We start from the raw sequence: 20587 nt of genomic DNA, 5'->3' as shown, positions 1-20587 counted from the left end.
AGGTTTCACCATTGGTTCGAGGGCCCTGGTGCGGCGGGATGATGACGATCATTCTCTCGATGTCCTGCGTTAACGGATCCGTTCCGGGCTTTTTTGCCCTGAGCCGCTGACCAAAGCGTGCCACGGTACAGATATCGAACCGCTGAATGGACTGTGTCCGCTGAACTCTCTGGTGGATAGGGCGATAGTGCCGGGATCAGGTTCTTCGGCATGAGGGGACGTCGTGGCGGCAGCGCAGCTGCTTATGTGCGACACAAAGAATGGTTGGTGTGCAAGCATCGCGGGCAGCGCAGGCGTCAATATCGCAAAGCCAATTGTGGGGAAAACAGTCCCCCGGACTGTTTCCGGAACTCTCTCATACCGGCGATGGACAGGGCCACCTGCGGCACGCGTGCGTTGATGTTCACTTTCAGCGACAAGGGTGGCAGCCTTGCTTGTTGGACCAGATCCCACCTGATGGGCAGATCGCGACAGCAATCGGCGATGGTGACTTTGACACAAGGCGATGCCATCGCGCGATCCTTAAGAGCGGCGGCACCGCGGGCGCACCAGTCCACAAGAGTGCACGACGATGACGGGGGAATTACCCTGCCGTGAGAGACCGCGACGCGATTTTCAAAGCCACAGAGCGCCTGGGGCATTGGCGGCGCCACTGGTGCAAGGGAGCCTTCTCAACCTGGGAGCCCTGGTCCGGATGTCACGCCCGAAGCGGGATCGAGGCAAAGATGGCCTCGCAGCTTCTGTGAAGCCAGTGGCGTTTGCCTGCTTCACATCAACCGCTTCAATGCGTCATCCACCGTCGAAATCGAATGCCTGGCATGAACCCAGCGGGGAAGGGGCAGGTCATGGGGATGCCTGGTCTTTGTAATGACGCCTCTCCCCCGCCACTAACGGATAAAGAACGCATGAATCATTCATTCCATTTGGTGATGATTTTGCGCACAATTCAGCGCTTCTGTTATGTTTTTTATCATGCCAGACTGAACGAAAAGGGAAGTCTGAATGTCTTATGATCTGGTGATTGGCGACCGCGCCTATTCCAGCTGGTCGCTGCGTGGCTGGTTGTTGTTTGATGCTTTTGGCCTGCCTGTCCGCCTGCACAGCGCCCGTCTCTATACCGAAGAGTTGCCGCGCCTGCTGGCCGATTATGCCCCCGCCCGCACCGCGCCGACGCTCCGCACGCCTGAGGGTACCGTGGTTACCGAAAGCCTGGCCATCGCCGAAGAGCTGGCAAGCCGTCACCCCGAAGCGGGCCTCTGGCCTGTGAACCCTGCCCATCGCGCTACCGCGCGGATGCTGGCGGCAGAGATGCATGCCGGATTTTTCGCGCTGCGCGATTACTGTCCGATGAACCTGCGCGCCTCTTATAAGGATTGCCAGCCGCCCGCCGCCGTTCTGGCCGATCTGCAACGGCTGGAGGTGATCTGGGCCCATGCCCGTAAGATCTGTGGCGGCAATGGGCCGTGGCTTTGTGGTGATTATTCGGTGGCGGATGTGTTCTTTGCCCCGATCGCGGCCAGGATCGCGGGCTATAATCTGCCTGTCAGCGCCGCGGCCCAGGCCTATGTAAATGCGCATCTTTCGCATCCGTCCTTCCGGCGGTGGCGGGCGATGGGGCTGGTTGATGGCCCGGATCAGCCCTTCTACCGCCGCGACTGGCCACGGCGCGACTGGCCGGGCCCCATCCCTCTGGCAGCCAAAATCATCGCGGATGCCTCCGATATTGAAAACAGCACCTGCCCCTATTCCGGCCGCCCGGTGACCGATGCACTGGAACTGGCTGGCCGTCGCTTTGGCTTTTGCAACCCGTTTTGCCGCGACAAAACCGCAGCCGACCCCGAGGCCTGGCCGAAATTCATGGCCCTCTATCGTGGCAGCCCGGGCTAAGCACGCCCAAAAGGCAGAACGAAATTCCGTTTCGGCTGCGCCCGCGTCTTAACCATTCGCTAACCGATCCTGCGGCAATCTGCAGGTCAGGATTGGTTAATGATGGGCGGGCAAGACGGAATGATCGCCACTGCCTATAGCGTCGCCTTTGAAGGGGTTGAGGCCCGCCTGGTTGAGGTGCAATGCGCCATCCAGGGCGGGGCCGCCGGGTTCAGCCTGGTGGGAATGGCCGATAAGGCCGTCAGCGAATCGCGCGAGAGGGTGCGGGCGGCGCTGAATGCCATGTCGATTGCGCTGCCCAATCGGCGGATCACCATCAATCTTGCGCCCGCAGATCTGCCGAAAGAGGGCAGTCATTTTGACCTCGCGATCGCGATGGCGCTATTGGCCGCCATCAATATCCTGCCCCGGGATGAGGTGTCGCGGGTGCTGGCGCTTGGGGAGTTGTCGCTTGATGGGCGCCTTTTGCCGGTTGCCGGGGCGCTGCCCGCCGCTATGGCTGCCGCCGAAGAGGATTGCGTGCTGCTTTGCCCCCAGGCCTCTGGGGCAGAGGCGGCATGGGTCGGTGCGACCGAGGTGATCGCCGCCGGATCGCTGGCCGAGGTGGTGCGCCATTTCACCGGGCAGGCTATCCTGCCGCCGCCGCAAACAAATGAGATCATTGAGAATTTCACCGGCCCGGATCTCAGTTCAGTGCGCGGGCACGAGCGGGCAAAGCGGGTGCTTGAGATCGCAGCAGCCGGGCGGCACAATCTGCTGATGACCGGCCCGCCCGGCACCGGGAAAAGCCTGCTGGCCGCCTGCCTGCCCGGCCTTTTGCCATCGATGAGCGCAAGCGAGGCGCTGGAAACCTCGATGATCCATTCAGTGGCGGGCCTGCTGGATCAGGGAGGCATCTCGCGCAGCCGCCCTTTTCGCAGCCCGCATCAGACTGCATCCAAAGCGGCCATGACCGGGGGGGGCAAAGGGGCAAAGCCCGGCGAGATGAGCCTCGCACATAACGGCGTGTTGTTTCTGGATGAAATGCCCGAATTCCACAGCGACGTGCTGGACACCCTGCGTCAGCCGCTGGAAAGCGGAGAGATCATCGTCTCTCGCGCCAATGCGCATATCCGCTATCCCTGCCGCTTTCAGCTGATCGCGGCGGCAAACCCCTGTCGCTGCGGCTATATGACGGATCCGGCCCGGGCCTGCGCCAGGGTGCCCAAATGCGGCACCGATTATCTGGGGCGGATCTCTGGGCCTTTGCTTGACCGGATTGACCTGCGGCTGGAGGTTTCGGCCATCCCCTTTGACGATCTGGTCACACCCGGGGCAAGCGAGCCCTCGGCCAGGGTTGCGGCACGGGTGCGTGCGGCGCGCCAGGTTCAGTCTGCGCGCCTGGGCATTGAGGGGCGCACCAATGCAGACCTGACCGGGGACGCGCTGGAGAAATTCGCCGCCCCCGATGAAGAGGGCCGCGCGCTTGCGGCCCTGCTGGCCGAGCGGATGGGCCTGACGGCGCGGGGGTATCACCGCCTGTTGCGGGTCGCACGCACGATCGCCGATCTTGAGGGCTGCGACGGGGTCCATCGCAACCATCTGGCCGAGGCTGCCTCTTATCGGGTCAGCCCCGGCTCTTTGGGCTAATGCGACAGGCGGATCAGCCCGCGCGCTTGGCCTCGATCACCTGCCAGATGCGGGCGGCGGCATTGGTGCCATCGAACCGCTCCAGCTCCTGGATGCCGGTGGGCGAGGTTACGTTGATCTCGGTCAGCCAGTCGCCGATCACATCGATGCCGACGAAAATCTGCCCATGATCGCGCAGGGTCGGGCCGATTCGGCGGCAAATCTCAAGATCGCGCTCGGTCAGACCGACCTTCTCGGGCCGCCCGCCCACATGCATATTCGAGCGGGTCTCGCCCGCCTGCGGCACGCGGTTGATTGCGCCGACCGGCTCGCCATCGACCAGGATCACCCGCTTGTCGCCTTTTGAGACCGCCGGCAGGAATTTCTGCACGATCATCGGCTCGCGCGACATCGAGGTGAACAACTCATAAAGCGATGAGAGGTTGCGGTCATTTTCGTCCAGGCGGAACACCCCGGCGCCGCCATTGCCGTAAAGCGGCTTCAGAATGATATCGCCATGGCGGGCCTTGAACTCACGGATCGTGGCCAGGTCGCGGGCGATGGCAGTGGGCGGCGTAAGGTCGGGAAAGCGCAAAACCAGCAGCTTTTCCGGGAAATTGCGCACCCAGAACGGATCATTCACCACCAGAGTTTTTGGGTGAAGCAGCTCCAGCAAGTGCGTCGTGGTGATATAGCCCATGTCGAAAGGCGGATCCTGACGCAGCCAGACCACGTCGAAATCGGCCAGATCGACCTGGGTTTCCTCGCCATAAGAGACATGATTCCCCTTCTCGCGGCGCAGCTCGATGTAAGAGCCGCGGGCAATCACCCGCCCTTCGACAAAGGCCAGCCGGTCCGGCGTGTAGAAGAAAAGGCTGTGCCCCCTCTGCTGTGCCTCAAGGGCAATTCGAAATGTGGAATCGGCGTCGATATTGACGGCACCGATCGGGTCCATCTGCAGGGCGACTTTAAGGGCCATGACGTGCTCCGGCTGTTGCGCCCTATAAATGCAGCAAGGTGCGGGCCGATGCAAACCCGTCTGTTGCGCCAGGCCGGGTGCAAACCTGCGGTGACCCTGAAGTCAGCCCGGACGCAGGCAGGCTGTCACGGGATCTGATTGATCTTATGTAATTTTCCGGGCTGGCTGCCAGAGAAATCAATGCAGGTGACTGAGAGGTTGTCGATCTTATGGGTCATGGCCTCGGTCACGCTTAGCCCGGCCGCCAGCTGCACTGCCGCAAGGATCGCGCCGAAATGCGCGACGATGATCAACTCGTCCGCCGTGCCAGTCAGCCGCAAAAGCGCGGCGTTCACCCTGTCAGTCAGCTGATCCCAGCATTCACCGCCCGGGGCCATGGCTGGGCCGGGGGCCTCCCAAAAGGCGCGGATCGCCTCGGGGTGGGTTTCTTGCGCCTCGGCCCAGGTTTTCAGCTCCCATTCGCCGAAATGGATCTCGCGCAGGTCCGGGTCATGGGGCAGGCGGGGGCGGGGGCGCAGGCAATCGGCGGTCGCTACCGCCCGGCACAGGTCAGACGAGATCACCGGAACATCGGGCAGCGCCGCATTCAGCCGGGCAATCTGCGCATGATCGGAAAGATCTGCGGGAATATCGCTCCAGCCGACCATGCTGTTTGCATGGGTTGGCCCGTGGCGCACCAGCCAGAAGCGGGTCATCGGGTGACCCCCTGAGGCAGCGATCCCTTCAGCGCCAGCGGCAGGCCGCACATCACCGCCACCACCAGATCGGCCTGGGCTGCCAATTGCTGGTTCAGCCGCCCCTGCGCGTCCCGAAAGCGCCGCGACAGGGCATCGGCGGGGACGATGCCCTGGCCCACCTCATTGGTGACCATAATCACCGGCCCCTGGGCGGCGGCCAGCGCGATCAGCAGCACCTTGGTTTCCTGGGCCAGATCGTTCTCGGCCAGCAGGTGGTTGGTCAGCCAAAGCGTTGCGCAGTCAAAGAGCGTCACGCTGTCTGCGGGCGCGGCGGCCAGCGCAGGCGCGGCGTCGAACGGGGTCTCAAACGTCTCCCAATCGGGGCCGCGATCGGTCTGATGCTGGCGGATCCGCTCGGCCATCTCGGCATCAAAGGCCTGGGCGGTGGCGATATAGCGCCGCCGCAGGCCGGAATGGCGGGCCAGGGCCTCGGCCCAGGCGGATTTGCCGGAACGCGCACCGCCGGTGATCAGGGTCAGGGGGGGAAACATCTGCATGGGGCCAAGTATAGCAACCGGGGCGCGGGGCACCAGTGCAGGCCTTATGCTGCGGGGAATTGAGTTCCCCCGCCGCGCACCCTAAGTTTCAGCGGCAATGGAGGGCCGCGCATGCTTGTCGGAAAACGTATTCTTCTGATCGTCGGTGGCGGGATCGCGGCCTATAAGGCGCTGGAGCTGGTGCGGCTTTTGAAAAAAGCTGGCGCGGCGGTGACCCCGGTTCTGACCAAAGCGGGGGCCGAATTTGTCACGCCGCTTTCGCTGTCGGCCCTGGCTGGCGAGCGGCATTACCAGGACCTCTTTGACCTGACCGATGAGGCCGAGATGGGCCATATTCAGCTGTCGCGGGCGGCTGATCTCCTGGTTGTGGTGCCGGCAACGGCGGATCTGCTGGCGAAGATGGCGGGCGGACGGGCGGATGACCTGGCCTCGACCTTGCTTTTGGCGACGGACAAGCGGGTGCTGATCGCGCCTGCGATGAATGTGCGGATGTGGACGCATCCGGCCACGCAGCGCAACCTTGCCACCTTGCAGGCCGATGGTGTGCTGGTCGTGGGCCCCGATCAGGGCGAGATGGCCTGCGGCGAGTTTGGCGCGGGCCGCCTGGCCGAGCCGGCAGTGATTTTCGCAGCGATAGAGGCGGCCCTGGGTGGCGCGGTGTCTGGCCCGCTTGCCGGGCGGCATGTGCTGGTGACCTCTGGCCCGACGCATGAGCCGATTGATCCGGTGCGCTATATCGCCAATCGCTCGTCCGGGGCGCAGGGCACGGCGATTGCGGCGGCTTTGCGCGATCTGGGGGCAAGGGTCAGCTTCGTGACCGGCCCGGCTGAGGTGCCCCCGCCCCAGGGGGTGACGGTGATCAAGGTTGAAACGGCGGCTGAGATGGCGGCAGCGGTGCGGGCCGCTTTGCCTGCGGATGCGGCGGTGATGGCGGCGGCGGTGGCCGATTGGCGGGTTGCCAATCAGGGCGCACAGAAGATGAAGAAAGACGGGTCCGGCCGCGCCCCTGCGCTGGAATTTGCCGAGAATGAGGACATTCTGGCCAGCGTCTCAAAGGGTGAGAGCCGCCCGCGCCTGGTGGTCGGCTTTGCCGCCGAGACCGAGAAGGTGGTCGAACACGCCAGTGCCAAGCGGCTGCGCAAGGGCTGTGACTGGATTGTCGCCAATGATGTCTCGCCCGCGACCGGGATTATGGGGGGGGCGGAAAACGCCGTGACGCTGATCTCGGATCAGGGGGCCGAGGCCTGGCCCCGCATGGGCAAGGATCAGGTGGCGCGGCAGCTGGCTGAACGCATAGCCGCCGCGCTGCGGTGATTACCGCTCTTTGCGGCGGCGGTTCAGCTCCAACACCAGGGCCGTCACCAGGGTCAGCGCGATCAGGATCAGCGCCAGCGCGTTGACGGCTGGCGTCAGCCCGGTGCGCACCTTGGTTGCGATGTAGACGGTCAGCGGCGTGTCGGTTCCGCGCACGAACAGCGTGGTGTTGTAGTTTTCAAACGACTGCAAAAAGGCGATGAAGCCCGCCGCGATCAGCGCCGGTTTCAGAAACGGCAGCAGCACGCGGCGGAAAATCATCCATTTCGATGCGCCGAGGCCAAGTGCGGCCTCTTCCTGGGTGCGGTCAAAGCGCTGCAGCCGGGCCACCACCATCAGCATCACATATGCGGTGATAAAGGTCGCCTGAGCCATCACGATCAGGAAGGTGCCGCCCGCAACCCCGGCCTGCCGCCACAGGATCAGCGTGGCGATGCCGATGGCCACGCCCGGCGTCAGCAGGGGCGAGACCATGACGGCATAGAAAATGCCCCGCGCCCGCGCATTCAGGCTGGTCAGGAACAGCGCCGCCGCCGTGCCCACGGGCAGGGCAAAGGCCACAACCGCCAGACCGATGCCCAGCGACAGCCAAAGCGCCTTCCACATGGCGGCGTCATTCCACAGCTCGCGGAACCAGCCCAACGTGGTGCCCAGCCAGGGGGTGACGGTCGGGAATTTTGAGGCGTTGAAGGTCGCCGCCGACATGATGATCAGCGGCATGAAGAGATAGGCGATGAACAGCGCCAGATAGGCTGCGAAAAGCACCTTCGGCAGCGCACGGGCCAGGCGGTCAAGCGGGGTGATGGGGCGGATATTGCTCATTTTGCCACATCCGCCAGATTGACGCGGAAAATCTTCAGCGTGACCATCACGACGGCCATGCAAAGAACCAGCAGCACCAGCGCATAGGCCGCGCCCCGGTTCCAGTTCCCGCCCTCAAAGAACCAGTTGTAGATGATCTCGGTGAACCAGCGCGACCCGGGCGAGCCCAAAAGCGCAGGCGCCACATAGGACCCCGCCGCCAGCATGAAGGTGAAGACGCAGCCGGTGGCGATGCCCGCCTTCGCATGCGGGATCACGATGCGCCAATGGATGCGCCAGGTCGATGCGCCCAGGTTCTTCGCTGCCTCAAGCTGTGCCGTTTCCAGCGTTGAGATCGAGTTGTAGATCGGGAACAGCATGAAGAGGATATAGGCATAGACCATCCCCGCCAGCACGCCAAAGTCACCCTGCCAGCGCACCGGCTGATCGATCAGGCCGGTCGACAGCAGGAAGGCATTCAGCGGGCCGTTGAACGACAGGATGATAAACCAGGCCAGGGTACGCAGCACCTCATTGATCCAGAAGGGAATAATCAGGATCGTCAGCATGGCGCGGGCCCCGCGCATGCTGGCCACTTTGGCCATCCAGAAGGCCAGCGGATAGGTGATCGCCAGCGTCGCCACCATCACCAGCGCCGAGCCCCAGATGGTTTTCAGAAAGATCGCCCGGTGCACGCGGTCGCCAAACAGCGCCGTGTAGTTGTCGACGGTATAGACGTCTTTCGGTCCACCGATGTCATTGGGGAAGAGCATCGGCTTCAGCGAGAAATTCAGCATCATCAGATTGGGCGCCAGCACCATGCCGATGATCCAGACCGCAACCAGGATCAGGAAAAACCCGCCAAGGCCGGGGCCAAAGCGTTTGATCATCTCATTCATGCGGGCTGGCCCTCTTCTGCGAGGATCAACGCCTCTTCGGGCGCAAAGCTCAGCCAGATCTGCTCGCCCTGGCCCGGGGCCTCGGCCAGCTGACGGTTCGGCACCGCCGCCAGCAGCTCCTGGCCATGCTCAGACCGGGCGCAAAGCATCGCGGAGGCGCCCTCATATTCCAGCGAGGTGGTGATCGCATTCAGGCTGTTGGGCAGCGCGATCCGGCTAAGCGCCATGGCCTCGGGCCGGATGAAAATGGTGGCCCGCGCGCCGTCGGTCAGGCCAGGCCCCGCGCGTCCGGTAAAGCGACCCTCGGCGGTGGTCAGGGTTGCAAGTCCGCCTTCGATGCCGCGCACGGTGCCGACGATGGCATTGGTTTCACCCACAAAACGCGCGGTGAAAGGGGTGGCGGGGTTCGCATACAGCTCTTGCGGGGTGGCGATCTGCTGCAACACGCCCGCGCTCATGACGGCGACGCGATCAGACATCGCCAGCGCCTCTGACTGGTCATGCGTGATATAGATAAAGGTCACGCCGGTGCGCTTTTGCAGCGCCCGCAGCTCGGCCCGCATATGCTGGCGCAGTTTCAGATCCAGCGCCGAGAGCGGCTCGTCCAGCAGCAGCACCTGGGGCTGCACGGCAAGGGCGCGGGCAATCGCCACGCGCTGGCGCTGGCCGCCGGACAGCTCATGCACCATGCGGTCGCCGTAACCCGGCAGCGCGATCAGTTCGAGCAGCTCTTCGGCCCGCTTGCGGCGCTGCGCTTTGGGCACGCCCCGCGCCTCCAGCCCGAAGGCGATGTTTTCCCAGACCGGCATCAGCGGGAAAAGCGCCAGCGACTGGAAGATCATCGCGGTCGGGCGGCGGTCAGCCGGGATCCCGGCCATATCCTTGTCACCGATCAGCACCCGGCCCTTTGTCGGCTCGGTAAAGCCAGCGATCAGGCGCAAAAGCGTGGTCTTGCCACAGCCGGACGGGCCCAGGATCGAAAAGAACTCTCCCCCTGCGATATGGGCAGAGAAGTGGTGAACCGCCTTCACATCGCCAAAAGCCTGTTCAACGTCGATCAGCTCGACCGAATGCGACATGCGGGTACTCTCAGTGTTGTTTCAACAGGAAAGCTGCGGCGCGAGTGTCGCGCCGCAGCATGGTTTGAATATCCGGCGATCAGGCCGAGAGGAACTTGTCCTGGTATTCATTGCGCAGGCTGACATACCAGTTTTCCTGGATCGGCCACCACCACAGCTTTTCAAGCGCGTCGCCCGGATAGGCGGCGGCGAAGAAGGCTTTCGAGGCATCCGACAGATGCTCTTCGGCGCCGACCGCGGTCGAGTTGATCGAGGTGTGGTTGGCATAGATGCCGCCGGCTTCCGGCGTCAGCATGAAGTTCAGGAAAGCATAGGCCTGGTCGATATTGGCAGCACCCGTCGGGATCGAGATCCCTTCCATCCAGGCCAGCGCGCCCTCTTTCGGGGCAACGAAGCCAACCGGCAGGCCTTCTTTGGCCAGGGTCGCAGCCGAGCTGTCCCAGGTCTGGCCGATCTTGGCGCCATTGGTGCGGAACGCGCCCTGGGCCTCATTCTCGTTCGACCAGAACTGGATGATATTGCCTTTGCGGGCAATCGCCTCAGCCAGGATCACGTCGAAGTTGGCCTTCATGATCGCTTCGTCTTTGTAGCTGTCGAGGAACGGATGCGGCAGCTTGCCTTCCGATTCCAGCCAGAGCGCCAGACCAACCAGGCCCGAATGGCCGCGCACGGTGGCTTTGCCAGCCGATTCCGGCTTCCAGATGTCACCATAGGACGCGGTGCCATAGGTCAGCGGGTTGTCATTGGTGTCGAAGGCCAGCGCCTCGGTACCCCAGTCGGTCGGAACCTGGTAACGCTTGCCATTGACCACAGCGCCCAGCACTTCCGAGGATTTCGCAGCCGAGGGCAGGCACTTGTCCCACTCGACTTTCGAATCGTCGATCTCTTTCAGCAGGCCGAATTCGACATAGTTCGGAACGCGGTCGACGGCGGGCCAGATGATGTCATAGCCCGAGCCATTCGAGGCCCGCATCTGGTTCAGCAGCTCGTCATTGGTGCCGTAGGGGGTGTAGACGGCCTTGATTCCGGTGGCTTTTTCAAAAGCAGCCAGCAGGTCGTCGGAAATATAGCCGGCCCATGCAAAGACATTGACGGTGCCCGACGAGCCCTGCGCCAGAGCGCCGCGCGAAACGAGGGGGGCTGCGAGCGAGGCGACAGCGGCGCCCCGGACGAATGAACGGCGGTTGATAAGGGTCACTGTAATGATCTCCGCTTGACCGGTCAGGGCCGGGATTTGGTGTCAGACGCTGCCTGCCTAGTCTCCGTCTGTATCGGCATCATAACCGCCATGTAACGGATGTGTAACAGGTTTTGTCCGCGGCAGGTTAGCCTGGGGTTTTCATCCTGCCTAGTCTGCTGTCGTTGGAATCGGCGGCTCTTGCTAAGAGCGCGGGCGGCATTGTCGCGCGGGGCACGTCAGCCTCTGTGTCCGGCCTTTGTGTATCCACGGACAGTCAACGGCAGCACCAGATCATTTCTGAGTGTTTTGCTTTGCGTGAGAAACCAGGTGATTTAGTCAACTATTTGAATCTATTCGATTTTTTCTTGACGGGCGCGCGAATCAGGTTTAGAACCATTCTCAACGACTGCAAGCCAGCCCGATGACAACGCTCTCAGGTCAGCCAGCTCTCACAGAATTCCAGCCAGCCAGATGACAGGAACCGAAGGCCAAAGGCAGCATATTTGCCACCCACGGCCAGGCACCCATCCTTCCAGCTCGTCAAACGAATTCCTGTGCCATGACGCCAGACAGCCTGACGCCAGAGCCACCTCGCAAGCCAACCCGCCCCGGCGGGTGCGCCAGCCAGGCAGCAATGCGGTCTTGCCCGCCCAACCTCTTCGCCCCGTCGCCAGCCGCATAAGCAGCCAGCCCCGCCGCCAGATAAGAGGCTACGCCAGCCGACCAGCCTCACAGCCCCATCGGGAATGCAAAAAGGCAGCCAATCTGGCTGCCTTTTGTCTTTCGGGGGGCCGGATGAGGGGCCTGTTGGAGCGCGGGTTTCTGCCCGCATCCCGGGATTGCCATCAGTTTTCGCCTGGCGCGTCAGAGATATCGATCTCAGGCGCGGCTTCACCATCCGCCTCTTCCCCCGTCGGCCTGTGGGGCACATCGGCCCGCTCGACTGCGCCGGGGATGCCGGGGGTGCCCTCGATCCGGTCGCGGTGCAGGGCGGCGCGGCCCAGCAGCATCAGCGTGACGGGGGTGGTGATCATCAGGAAGATCCCGATCACCAACTCGTGCAGCACGGGTCGCAGCCCACTCCAGCCCGGTTCGCTTTCGTTCCAGCTCATCAGGATCATCGAGGCCAGCAGGATCCCCGCCGCCCCCCAGGAGGTGCCCAGCGTCGGCGCATGCAGGCGGTCGTAGAAATCACGCAGCCGCGCGAGGCCAAAGGCGCCCAGCAGGGTCAGCGTCGATCCGAGGATCAGGAAAAACGCAACCGGAATGGCGATCCAGGGGGGCAATGTGTCGAGATAGCTCATTCGATCACCTCGCCCCGGATCAGGAACTTGGCCAGCGACACGGTGGCGACGAAGGCCAGGACACCGATCACCATCGCGGCCTCGAAGAAGAAGGGCGAGCCGACGCGGATCCCGGTCACCACGAAAAGCAGCATGGCCGTGGCATAAAATGTATCCAGCCCCAGAACCCGATCCTGCGCGCGCGGCCCGTAAAGCAGGCGGTATCCGGCCAGGCAGGCGGCCAGCGCAAGCGCGATCTGCGCGTAGGTCAGCGCGAAGGACATGATGACAGCGCTCATCCGACAAAGGCCTCCATCAGCAGGTTTTCATAACGGGTGCCGATCAGGGTCACCCAGTCATCGGTCTCGATCATGTCGAAAACATGCAGCAGCAGAACGCCCGTTTCCGCATCGTATTCGATCCAGGCGGTTCCCGGCGTCGCGGTGATGATGATCGCCAGCAGCGCAAGCGGCGCAGGGGCGCGCAGTCTGAGCGGGATCTCGACAAAACCAGAACGGCGCTTTCCATGCCGCCCGCGCGTCAGGATCAGCCATGCCACCGCAAGGTTAGAGCGGATGATGTCGCCGCCCACGATGAAGAACAGCTTGACCAGTGGCCAGACAGCACGGATCGGCACCCGATCCGGTTCGATCGCGCTGAGGGCACGAGAGGCGACGGTTGCCACCGCAAAGCCCAGGATCAGGTGACCGAGAGAGAAGCTGGTCAGCAGCAGCCACAACAGTGTCAGCGCGAGGGTCAGCAGCGGATGCGGGAAGATGCGGCTCATTCGCCCGTCTCCTCTTGGGTGACGGTCGAACGCCGCGGCTCTGAAACACCGACCGAGTAGATCAGCGGATCATGCAGCGCACGTGCCGTTGCATCGGTATAGCGCAGCACAGCGTCGCCGCGCAGGGTGATCGCGACGATGATCGAAACCAGCAGGATCAGCGGCGCAAATTCCATCGCCAGCACCTTAGGTGGCTTTGAATCAGAGGCCCAGAAAGTCTGGATCCCGATCCGCACCAACCCCAGCAGCGTGGCAAAGCCAGAGAGCATCAGCACCGCCAGGAAGGGCCAGCTGACCCAGCCGGGCAGGGCACCAACCCCCAGCATGCCCGAAAGCATCGCCACTTTGCCAATGAAACCGGAAAGCGGCGGCAGGCTGGCCAGAACGATCACACACACCCCGAAACACAGGCCGAGAATGGTCATCGTGCCCGGAATGGCCAGGCCGCCCTCTTCTTCGTCTTCCTCATCGGCATCGAGACCATAGGCATCCGCCGTCAGCGCCAGCATTGCGGCAATGCCGCCCTGTTCGCGTGTCATCGGCTCGATCAGCAGGAACAGCATCGTCGTCGCCAGGGTAGACGAAACCATATAGTAAAGCGCGCCGGACAGCAGCACCGTGCCACCGCCCATCAGCGCTAAGCCAATCGCCGAAAGTACGGTCCCCGAAGAGATCAGGACCAGATGCGCCGCCATCCGCCCCAGCCCCTGCGAGCCCAGCACGCCAAAGACGCCGAACAGCATCGTCGCCATGCCGCCCCAGACCAGAACATCAGCGCCAAAGCCCGCCGATTCCCCGGCGCCGAGGCCAAAGATAAGCATGGAAAGCCTTAGGATCACGTAAACGCCGACCTTGGTCATTACCGAAAAGATCGCGGCCACCGGCGCGGCGCTGGCCATATAGGTGATCGGCAGCCAGAAGGACAAAGGCCAAAGCCCGGCCTTGATCAGGAAAGCCACCCCCATAATCGCGGCCCCGGCATGGAACAGGGGCCGCTCTGATGGGGCGATATTGCCAACCATCTGCGACAGTTGCGCCATCGATAGCGTGCCCGTGACCCCGTAAATCAGCGCCACCCCCACCAGGAAGAACAGCGAGCCGACAAGGTTCATCGCAATATAATGAATGCCCGCCCGCACCTTCACCTGGCCAGAGCCATGCAGCAAAAGCCCGTAAGAGGCCGCCAGAAGCACCTCAAAAAATACGAAAAGGTTGAAGAGGTCGCCGGTCAGAAACGCGCCATTCAGCCCCATCAGCAGGAACTGGAACAGCGAGTTGAAATGCTGACCCTGCTTGTGCCAGTTCGCCCCGGCATAGACCATGGTCGGGATCGCCAGCATCGCCACCAGCACCAGCATCAGCGCGGAAAGGCGGTCGAGCACCAGGATGATGCCAAAAGGCACCGCCCAATTGCCCAGAAGGTAAAAGCTGATCTCATTGCCGCCCGACAAAGGCGTGCCCTTTGAGCGGTTCAGAAGCTCTATCGCCACGAACAAAAGCGCGATGGTCGAGGCGATTGAGATCCCCAGCTTCGCTTTGCGCTGGCTTTCATCGTAAAGCAGCATCAATGCGCCCGCGATCAGCGGGATCAGGATCGGCGCGATAATCAGATGTTCCGTCGCCAGCATTACTTGCCCTCGCTGTTGCGGTCGGGCTCAGAGCCGTCGACATGGTCGGTGCCGGTCAAACCTTTCGAGACCATCATCACCACCAGAAACAGTGCCGTGGTCGCAAAGCTGATCACGATCGCCGTCAGCACCAGCGCTTGCGGCAGCGGATCGGCATATTCCGCTGCATTGACCCAGCCACCCTTGGGCATGATCGCCGGTTTCCCGATGGTCAGCCGTCCCATCGAGAAGATGAAGATATTGACGGCATAGGACAAAAGGCAAAGCCCGATTACCACCTGGAAGGTGCGCGGACGCAGCACCAGCCAGATGCCCGAGGCGGCAAGAACCCCGATTGCGGCGGAGAGGACGATTTCCATCACACGGCCTCTTTCTGTTTCTGGGCTTTTTCCACAGCCTTCTCTTCTTCAAGTTCCCGCAGACGGGCCGCCCGCAGCGATTGGTGGGCGATTGCGATCAGCAAGAGCACGGTCGCGCCAACCACGGCCAGGAAGACCCCCAGATCAAAGGCCATGGCGGTGGCCATCGGCACTTTGCCGATCAGCGGCAGGTCAAGATAGCGGGCATGCGCGGTCAGGAACGGATAGCCAAACAGCCAGGCCCCGATGCCGGTTGCGGCCGCGATCAGCAGGCCCAGCCCCATCCAGCGGATCGGCAGGATGGTGATCCTTGCCTCGATCCAGCGCACATTCGAGGCCAGATATTGCAAGAGCAGCCCAATCGCCACCGTCACCCCGGCCGAGAAGCCCCCCCCGGGCAGATCATGGCCGCGGAAGAAGAAATAGGCGGCAACGACCAGGGTAACCGGGAACATCCAGCGCATGATCACCGAGGGGATCAGCATGAAATCACCCAGCTGGTCAGCGGCATAGCCCTGCTGCTGCTCGGGCGCGCCGATGCTTTCAGAGCCAGGGCGGAAACGGCGCAGCAGCGCATAGACGGTCAGGCCGACAATCGCCAGAACGGTGATCTCGCCAAAGGTATCAAAGGCCCGGAAGTCGACCAGGATCACGTTGACCGTATTGGTGCCGCCGCCCTCATAATAAGCGTTTCGCAGGAACCAGTCGCCGATATTGGGGATCAGCGGGCGCGTCATCACAACATATGCCAGGCCCGCAAGGCCCGCGCCGCCGATAACGGCGATGATCAGGTCACGGCCACGACGGATCTTTGCGGGCAGCAGGTCATCGCCCACGATCTCCTCGCGCCGCTTTGGCAGCCAGCGCAGACCCAGAAGCAGCAGAACCGTGGTCACGATCTCAACCACCAGCTGCGTCACCGCAAGGTCGGGGGCCGAGAACCAGGCAAAGGTCACGCAGGTGATCAGCCCGGCGCCGCCCAGCAGCACCATGGCCGCAAAACGGTGGTATTTCGCCTGCCAAGCGGCACCGATGGCGCAGGCGCCGCCGATCAGCCACATCACCGCGAAAGCGGGGTTCAGATCATTGGTCAGCCGGGTCTCAGATGCCTTCAGCCCGCCCCAGACGGCGACCGCTGCCGCAATAATCCCCAGCACGATCACCAGGCGCAGCTGCGGCTGCAACCGCTCGGTTCCGAAGAGGCGGTGCAGCCCGCGCGGCCAGACCCAGGTCAGGCGCAGCAAAAGCCATTCATAGATCTTCTGGGCGCGGATGCGGTACAGCAGCGGCGGCCCTTCTGGCCCGGCATTGATACGGGCCGAGAAGGTCACCCAAAGCGCGGCCCCTGCCGCCAGTGCAAAGAGGCTGATCATCAAAGGCATGTTGAAGCCATGCCAGAGCGCCACATGCGCATCATGCATTTCCGGCCCCAGCACCGCCCGCCCGGCGATGTTGAGGATCGGATCCGCCAGCCAGGGCATAATGCCAACCGCGACGCAGAGGATCACCAGCAGCTCTACCGGCAGCCGCATCCAGTGGATTGGCTCATGCACGTGTTTGCTGGGCAGATCCTGGGCCTCGGGGCCGAAAAACACCTCCATCACAAAGCGCAGCGCATAGGCGACCGAAAAGACCGAGCCGAAAGCCGCGATCCATGGCAGCGCCCGGTTCAGCAGGCCGCCGCCATGCGTGGCCATGGTCTCGGTCAGGAACATCTCTTTCGAGAGGAAGCCGTTCAGAAGCGGCACCCCCGCCATTGCCGCCGAGGCGATGGTGGCCAGGATGAAGGTAACCGGCAGCGCCTTGCGCAGGCCCGAGAGCTTGCGCAGATCGCGGGTTCCGGTCTCGTGGTCGATGATCCCGGCGGTCATGAAAAGCGACGCCTTAAAGGCGGCGTGGTTGCAGATGTGGAAGATCGCCGCTATGATCGCCGCCTCGCTGCCCATGCCCGCAAGGGCGGTGATCAGGCCCAGATGGCTGATGGTGGAATAGGCCAGCAGGCCTTTGATATCATGGCGGAACAGCGCGATCACCGCGCCCATGGTGAAGGTCAGCATGCCGATGCCGCAGACCAGCCAGAACCACAGATCCGTGCCGCCAAGCGCCGGCTGGAAGCGGATCAGCAGGAACACCCCCATCTTCACCATGGTTGCCGAGTGCAGATAGGCGGAAACGGGCGTCGGCGCGGCCATCGCGCCGGGCAGCCAGAAATGGAAGGGGAACTGCGCCGATTTGGTGAAGGCGCCGATCAGCACCAGCACCAGCACCACCGGGTAAAGCGGATGCTCGCGGATCACCGCGCCCGAGCGCAGCACGAGGTCGATATCATAGCCGCCAACGATCTGGCCCAGCACCAGCATGCCAACCGTCAGCGCCACCCCGCCGCCCGCCGTCACGATCAGCGACATCCGCGCGCCATCGCGTGCGGCCTGGGCCTGGTGCCAGTAGCCGATCAGCAGGAAGGACATGATCGAGGTCAGCTCCCAGAACACGACCAGCATCAGGATATTGCCCGACAGCAACATCCCGACCATCGCGCCGGTGAAGGCCATCAGAAAGCTGTAAAACCTTGGCACCGGATCGGTTTTTGACAGGTAGAACCGCGCGTAAACCACCACCAGCAGGCCGATTGACAGCACGATGAAGGTGAACATCCAGGCAAAGCCGTCCATCCTGAAATTCAGGTTGATCGACAGGATCGGCAGCCAGCGCACCAGGCTGCGGACCACCTCATCCTCGGATATCTGGGGATAAAGGGTGACCAGGATCACCAGGCCGCCCGCCAGTGACAGGCCCGAGACCCAGGCCGCCGCGCCATGGGCGTTGACGGGCAATGTGGCGGCAGCAAGAGCGCCGATAAACGGCAGCAACACGAGAATGAGGATGAGGTTTTGCTCGATCATTCTGTGCCCGTCTCTCCTGCTCTTTTCGTCAATATCATGCCCTGCCGCACTGGCCTTCAAGCCCTGGCAAAGCGGGCGATGCCAGTCTGCGCCTGAGGCAACAGATGCGTTAGGGGTGTCTGAGTGCCAAAATGAAAGATACCAGCCCCTGATTACAACCCCATAACACTCAAAACATCGTAAAAAAACGTCACCTTTTCCGATGTTTCCTGTGTTTTCCTCACAAAAGCGTGTCAGGCGGGTGGGGCAGAGATTGTTCCAGAGCTGGCGACAATGCCGTCTGGTTGCGTCGGGCGATAACTGTGCATGCGATTTATATGCAATAAGCACGCCGCCCAAACCTGCCACCAGGCGAAGGGGGCTGCAAATTCACCGCGCCAGGACAGGGCCGCGCCAGGACAGGGCCGGGGCAGGACAGGGCCGGGGCAGGACAGGGCCGGGGCAGACCGACAGGCGCAGCCCCCTATGGCGGGGCCGCGCGGTATGCGCTGGATGGGATTTGGCCTGCGTTGCGGCCGTCTGGCGGGGCTCAGACTTCCTGCGTGCTGCGTGCTTCGATCAGGATCGCATGCAGCTTGGCCGGATCCGGGTTCGAGCGCAGCTTCGACACCACGCTTTGATCGCGCATGGTGCGGCTGACCAGGGCCAGCGCCTTCAGGTGATCGACGCCGGAATCCTTGGGGGCCAGCAGGCAAAAGATCAGATCGACCGGCTGGCGGTCGACGCTGTCATAATCCAGCGGCTTTTCCAGCCGGATAAAAATTCCGGCGATCCGGTCAAGTTCTTCAATCCGCGCATGGGGCAGGGCGATGCCATGCCCCACGCCGGTTGGACCCAGAGTCTCACGTTCCTGCAACCCATCCACTGCCGGATCGGCAGGGATGCCCCAGGCCGATTGCGCGATTTCCCCCAATTCCTGAAAGAGACGTTTCTTAGAGGTGAATTGGCTGACAACGCGGACAGCAGAGGGGACAAGTAGACTGGAAAGTTCCATGAGACTGCAGAAATCCTGTGGTCACGCCGCGGGGCTATTGCCCGTCAGCGGCTGTTGCGAGGGTCGATCCAGCCGATATTGCCGTCATCACGACGATATACGACATTCACGCCCCCATGGCCTTCGTTGCGGAATACGAGCATTTTCTGCCCCGCCAGTTCCATCTGCATCACAGCCTCGCCGACGGTGATCGAAGGAATCTTCGTCTCCATCTCGGCGACCACCACGGGGGCAAGCGTCTCTGGTTCGGCATCCTCGACATCCTCGGATGGGGCGAGGATATAGGACGATGCGGCACCGAATTCAACCGGGGCCTTGCGATTGCTGTTGTGGTTGCGCAACCGGCGTTTATAGCGGCGCACCTGCTTGTCCAGACGCTCGCGGCAGCTTTCAAAGGCGGCGTAGATCTCTGTCGCACTGCCTTTGGCCGAGACATTCAGCCCGGTGGCCAGATGGATGGTGGTTTCGCAGACGGATTCGTGGGCCGCGCGCGAGAATACCACCACGCAGTCGGTGGCGCGCTGCGCGTATTTCTCGATCAATTCGCCGATTTCGGATTTCACATGGGTGGTCAGAGCCTCGCCCACATCAATCTGTTTTCCGCTGATCTGGTAGCGCATGATGTCTCCTCTGCTTCATGGGCCGGATGTGGTGCACATGCGCTCACCGCATCCGGGTCTGCGAACCGGGCATCTTTCCGAACTGGGTATGGATGGGGAAAACCGCAAGGCGGCGGGGCCATGGATGGCCGCCCGGACCTGTCATGCGGTGGGCAATGCTTGCGCTCATATGACCATTTGGTGACAGCGCGGGCGGGCTGTCAACAGAATCACTGCTTAACCGGCAAGAGTTTACGCAAATGGTTCAGACCATACGAAAATTTTCGCCCAGATAGACGCGGCGGACGGTTTCGTCCTTCACGATTTCGTCGGTGGTGCCCGACATCAGAACCTTGCCGTCATGCAGGATATAGGCGCGATCAACGATGCTGAGCGTCTCACGGACATTGTGGTCGGTGATCAGCACGCCGATGCCGCGCAGCTTCAGATCCTGAACCAGGTGGCGGATCTCATTGACGGCAATCGGATCGACCCCGGCGAAGGGCTCGTCCAGCAGCAGATACTTCGGATCGGCCGCCAGGCAGCGGGCGATCTCAACCCGCCGCCGCTCGCCCCCTGACAGCGCCAGAGCCGGAGCCTGGCGCAGATGGGTGATCGAAAACTCGGACAGCAGCTCTTCAAGACGCTCGCGGCGCTTGCGGCGGTCGGAATGGGCGATTTCCAGGACGGCAAGGATATTGTCCTCAACCGAAAGGCCGCGAAAGATCGAGACCTCCTGCGGCAGATAGCCGATCCCCAGCCGTGCCCGGCGGTACATCGGCAGCGCCGTGACATCGCGCCCGTCGATCAGAACCTTGCCGCCCTCGGGGGTGACAAGGCCTGCGATGGAATAGAAACAGGTGGTCTTGCCAGAGCCGTTCGGCCCCAAAAGCGCCACCACCTCGCCCTGGCGCAGATCCATCGTCACATCGCGGATCACCGGGCGTTTCTTATAGCTTTTGCGCAGCCCGCGGATCTGCAGCCCGGTGCCGTCGGTGGCAACGGCGGGCTTTGCGGGCGGGGTGACGGTATCGGCCAGGACCATGATGCGCG

General features: G+C 62.7%; 19 protein-coding genes. 3 read left to right on the top strand and 16 right to left on the bottom strand.

What is annotated here, in order from left to right; all coding sequences use genetic code 11:
- Positions 1–1002: 1002 nt before the first annotated feature.
- Both HOY34_RS03105 and HOY34_RS03100 read left to right on the top strand, forming a co-directional pair.
- The gene (locus HOY34_RS03105) at positions 1003–1887 is read left to right on the top strand and encodes a glutathione S-transferase (protein ID WP_172359862.1); all 885 of its coding nucleotides are present in this window, start codon (positions 1003–1005) and stop codon (positions 1885–1887) included.
- Between the two features lie 120 nt (positions 1888–2007).
- Positions 2008–3516, top strand: a complete 1509-nt coding sequence (locus tag HOY34_RS03100) for a YifB family Mg chelatase-like AAA ATPase (RefSeq protein ID WP_172360016.1) — start codon at positions 2008–2010, stop codon at positions 3514–3516.
- A gap of 13 nt (positions 3517–3529) precedes the next feature.
- Here the strand turns inward: HOY34_RS03100 and gshB are convergent, their stop codons facing one another.
- The 3 genes from gshB to cobU all read right to left on the bottom strand — a co-directional run bounded on the left by gshB (position 3530) and on the right by cobU (position 5702).
- Positions 3530–4474 (bottom strand): glutathione synthase, encoded by a 945-nt coding sequence (gene gshB, locus HOY34_RS03095; RefSeq protein WP_172359861.1) that lies wholly within the window; start codon positions 4472–4474, stop codon positions 3530–3532.
- Between the two features lie 125 nt (positions 4475–4599).
- Positions 4600–5169, bottom strand: a complete 570-nt coding sequence (locus tag HOY34_RS03090) for a histidine phosphatase family protein (protein WP_172359860.1) — start codon at positions 5167–5169, stop codon at positions 4600–4602.
- Positions 5166–5702: a bifunctional adenosylcobinamide kinase/adenosylcobinamide-phosphate guanylyltransferase gene (gene cobU / locus HOY34_RS03085; RefSeq protein ID WP_172359859.1), complete on the bottom strand. Its 537-nt coding sequence runs from the start codon at positions 5700–5702 to the stop codon at positions 5166–5168. The genes HOY34_RS03090 and cobU overlap by 4 nt, the downstream gene beginning before the upstream one ends.
- A 117-nt stretch (positions 5703–5819) precedes the next feature.
- Here cobU and coaBC point away from each other — a divergent pair, with 117 nt between their 5' ends.
- Positions 5820–7022 (top strand): bifunctional phosphopantothenoylcysteine decarboxylase/phosphopantothenate--cysteine ligase CoaBC, encoded by a 1203-nt coding sequence (gene coaBC / locus HOY34_RS03080; RefSeq protein ID WP_172359858.1) that lies wholly within the window; start codon positions 5820–5822, stop codon positions 7020–7022.
- On the opposite strand, the gene HOY34_RS03075 is transcribed toward coaBC, so the two are convergent.
- The 13 genes from HOY34_RS03075 to lptB all read right to left on the bottom strand — a co-directional run bounded on the left by HOY34_RS03075 (position 7023) and on the right by lptB (position 20579).
- The gene (locus HOY34_RS03075; RefSeq protein WP_172359857.1) at positions 7023–7844 is read right to left on the bottom strand and encodes an ABC transporter permease; all 822 of its coding nucleotides are present in this window, start codon (positions 7842–7844) and stop codon (positions 7023–7025) included. It lies immediately after the preceding gene.
- Positions 7841–8722: an ABC transporter permease gene (locus tag HOY34_RS03070; protein ID WP_172359856.1), complete on the bottom strand. Its 882-nt coding sequence runs from the start codon at positions 8720–8722 to the stop codon at positions 7841–7843. The genes HOY34_RS03075 and HOY34_RS03070 overlap by 4 nt, the downstream gene beginning before the upstream one ends.
- Positions 8719–9801: an ABC transporter ATP-binding protein gene (locus HOY34_RS03065; RefSeq protein WP_172359855.1), complete on the bottom strand. Its 1083-nt coding sequence runs from the start codon at positions 9799–9801 to the stop codon at positions 8719–8721. Before HOY34_RS03065 ends, HOY34_RS03070 begins: the two co-directional genes overlap by 4 nt.
- Positions 9802–9880: 79 nt before the next feature.
- The gene (locus HOY34_RS03060) at positions 9881–10999 is read right to left on the bottom strand and encodes an extracellular solute-binding protein (protein WP_172359854.1); all 1119 of its coding nucleotides are present in this window, start codon (positions 10997–10999) and stop codon (positions 9881–9883) included.
- 827 nt (positions 11000–11826) lie between these two features.
- Positions 11827–12285: a monovalent cation/H(+) antiporter subunit G gene (gene mnhG, locus HOY34_RS03055; RefSeq protein ID WP_172359853.1), complete on the bottom strand. Its 459-nt coding sequence runs from the start codon at positions 12283–12285 to the stop codon at positions 11827–11829.
- Complete coding sequence (locus HOY34_RS03050; protein ID WP_172359852.1) at positions 12282–12563, bottom strand: K+/H+ antiporter subunit F; 282 nt, start codon at positions 12561–12563, stop codon at positions 12282–12284. Before HOY34_RS03050 ends, mnhG begins: the two co-directional genes overlap by 4 nt.
- Complete coding sequence (locus tag HOY34_RS03045) at positions 12560–13051, bottom strand: Na+/H+ antiporter subunit E (RefSeq protein ID WP_172359851.1); 492 nt, start codon at positions 13049–13051, stop codon at positions 12560–12562. The genes HOY34_RS03050 and HOY34_RS03045 overlap by 4 nt, the downstream gene beginning before the upstream one ends.
- Entirely contained in the window at positions 13048–14679 is a 1632-nt protein-coding gene (locus tag HOY34_RS03040; protein ID WP_253944154.1) for a monovalent cation/H+ antiporter subunit D, read from the bottom strand. Before HOY34_RS03040 ends, HOY34_RS03045 begins: the two co-directional genes overlap by 4 nt.
- Positions 14679–15038, bottom strand: coding sequence for a Na+/H+ antiporter subunit C (locus tag HOY34_RS03035; protein ID WP_172359850.1), 360 nt, complete (start codon positions 15036–15038; stop codon positions 14679–14681). Before HOY34_RS03035 ends, HOY34_RS03040 begins: the two co-directional genes overlap by 1 nt.
- Positions 15038–17941 carry a monovalent cation/H+ antiporter subunit A gene (locus HOY34_RS03030; protein ID WP_172359849.1) on the bottom strand — a complete coding sequence of 968 codons (2904 nt, stop codon included), beginning with the start codon at positions 17939–17941 and terminating at the stop codon, positions 15038–15040. Before HOY34_RS03030 ends, HOY34_RS03035 begins: the two co-directional genes overlap by 1 nt.
- 529 nt (positions 17942–18470) lie before the next feature.
- Positions 18471–18935, bottom strand: coding sequence for a PTS sugar transporter subunit IIA (locus tag HOY34_RS03025; RefSeq protein WP_172359848.1), 465 nt, complete (start codon positions 18933–18935; stop codon positions 18471–18473).
- 44 nt (positions 18936–18979) lie between these two features.
- Positions 18980–19555 carry a ribosome hibernation-promoting factor, HPF/YfiA family gene (hpf, locus tag HOY34_RS03020; protein ID WP_172359847.1) on the bottom strand — a complete coding sequence of 192 codons (576 nt, stop codon included), beginning with the start codon at positions 19553–19555 and terminating at the stop codon, positions 18980–18982.
- Between the two features lie 244 nt (positions 19556–19799).
- Positions 19800–20579: an LPS export ABC transporter ATP-binding protein gene (lptB, locus tag HOY34_RS03015; RefSeq protein WP_172359846.1), complete on the bottom strand. Its 780-nt coding sequence runs from the start codon at positions 20577–20579 to the stop codon at positions 19800–19802.
- Positions 20580–20587 lie beyond the last annotated feature (8 nt).

This window comes from Pseudogemmobacter hezensis, assembly GCF_013155295.1.
In the GTDB taxonomy this organism is placed as follows: Bacteria; Pseudomonadota; Alphaproteobacteria; order Rhodobacterales; family Rhodobacteraceae; genus Pseudogemmobacter; species Pseudogemmobacter hezensis.
The sequence above is the reverse complement of the archived record's forward strand: the minus strand, read 5'-3'. Positions and strand labels throughout refer to the sequence as shown.

Coding starts and splice junctions, on each gene's coding strand:
- HOY34_RS03105 (WP_172359862.1), top strand. CDS start 1,003: ATGTCTTATGATCTGGTGATTGGCGACCGCGCCTATTCCAGCTGGTCG.
- HOY34_RS03100 (WP_172360016.1), top strand. CDS start 2,008: ATGATCGCCACTGCCTATAGCGTCGCCTTTGAAGGGGTTGAGGCCCGC.
- gshB (WP_172359861.1), bottom strand. CDS start 4,474: ATGGCCCTTAAAGTCGCCCTGCAGATGGACCCGATCGGTGCCGTCAAT.
- HOY34_RS03090 (WP_172359860.1), bottom strand. CDS start 5,169: ATGACCCGCTTCTGGCTGGTGCGCCACGGGCCAACCCATGCAAACAGC.
- cobU (WP_172359859.1), bottom strand. CDS start 5,702: ATGTTTCCCCCCCTGACCCTGATCACCGGCGGTGCGCGTTCCGGCAAA.
- coaBC (WP_172359858.1), top strand. CDS start 5,820: ATGCTTGTCGGAAAACGTATTCTTCTGATCGTCGGTGGCGGGATCGCG.
- HOY34_RS03075 (WP_172359857.1), bottom strand. CDS start 7,844: ATGAGCAATATCCGCCCCATCACCCCGCTTGACCGCCTGGCCCGTGCG.
- HOY34_RS03070 (WP_172359856.1), bottom strand. CDS start 8,722: ATGAATGAGATGATCAAACGCTTTGGCCCCGGCCTTGGCGGGTTTTTC.
- HOY34_RS03065 (WP_172359855.1), bottom strand. CDS start 9,801: ATGTCGCATTCGGTCGAGCTGATCGACGTTGAACAGGCTTTTGGCGAT.
- mnhG (WP_172359853.1), bottom strand. CDS start 12,285: ATGAGCTATCTCGACACATTGCCCCCCTGGATCGCCATTCCGGTTGCG.
- HOY34_RS03050 (WP_172359852.1), bottom strand. CDS start 12,563: ATGAGCGCTGTCATCATGTCCTTCGCGCTGACCTACGCGCAGATCGCG.
- HOY34_RS03045 (WP_172359851.1), bottom strand. CDS start 13,051: ATGAGCCGCATCTTCCCGCATCCGCTGCTGACCCTCGCGCTGACACTG.
- HOY34_RS03040 (WP_253944154.1), bottom strand. CDS start 14,679: ATGCTGGCGACGGAACATCTGATTATCGCGCCGATCCTGATCCCGCTG.
- HOY34_RS03035 (WP_172359850.1), bottom strand. CDS start 15,038: ATGGAAATCGTCCTCTCCGCCGCAATCGGGGTTCTTGCCGCCTCGGGC.
- HOY34_RS03030 (WP_172359849.1), bottom strand. CDS start 17,941: ATGATCGAGCAAAACCTCATCCTCATTCTCGTGTTGCTGCCGTTTATC.
- HOY34_RS03025 (WP_172359848.1), bottom strand. CDS start 18,935: ATGGAACTTTCCAGTCTACTTGTCCCCTCTGCTGTCCGCGTTGTCAGC.
- hpf (WP_172359847.1), bottom strand. CDS start 19,555: ATGCGCTACCAGATCAGCGGAAAACAGATTGATGTGGGCGAGGCTCTG.
- lptB (WP_172359846.1), bottom strand. CDS start 20,579: ATGGTCCTGGCCGATACCGTCACCCCGCCCGCAAAGCCCGCCGTTGCC.